Below are 451 nucleotides of genomic sequence, written 5' to 3' on the forward strand. Positions count from 1 at the left end.
CTTCCTGGGTTTCGGAGTCTGGTGCTTCCCAGCAGATGGTGAGGAATACGATATCGTTTTTGTCTTTATAGGAATCAGCCAGCTGACGGAAGAAAGGCAAACCTTCTACGCAACCATGGCACCACATCGCCCAGATGTCGATGATCACAATTTTACCTTTGAAGTCAGACAGGCGTACAATGTCACCGTTTTCGTTTTTCAGGGCAAAGTTAAAAGCAGGCAGTCCTGCTTCCAGCTGTGCATATGCTTTGTACAGGGAGTCAGTGGTTTTGTAACCTGAACTGTTGGGTTTCAGTGATGCTTTTGCAATGGAATGAATCTGCTTCATTTCAGAGAAAAATCCATTGTTGCGCCCTTCTACCACGAACCAGGCGATGGCGGATTTTCCTTTCATCGCATCTGATTTGCAGGTGGTGAGTATTTCAGTTACCTGATTGATAGTTTTGAGTGT

The 451-nt window shown here is 45.5% G+C and carries 1 protein-coding gene; it reads right to left on the reverse strand.

Annotation, left to right across the window (positions count from 1 at the left end):
* Positions 1-451, reverse strand: a 451-nt coding sequence (locus IB262_RS35520; RefSeq protein ID WP_192494589.1) for a TlpA disulfide reductase family protein, incomplete at both ends; no start/stop codon positions are given.

This window comes from Ensifer sp. ENS02 (assembly GCF_014851885.1).
Taxonomy (GTDB): Bacteria; Pseudomonadota; Alphaproteobacteria; order Rhizobiales; family Rhizobiaceae; genus Ensifer; species Ensifer adhaerens.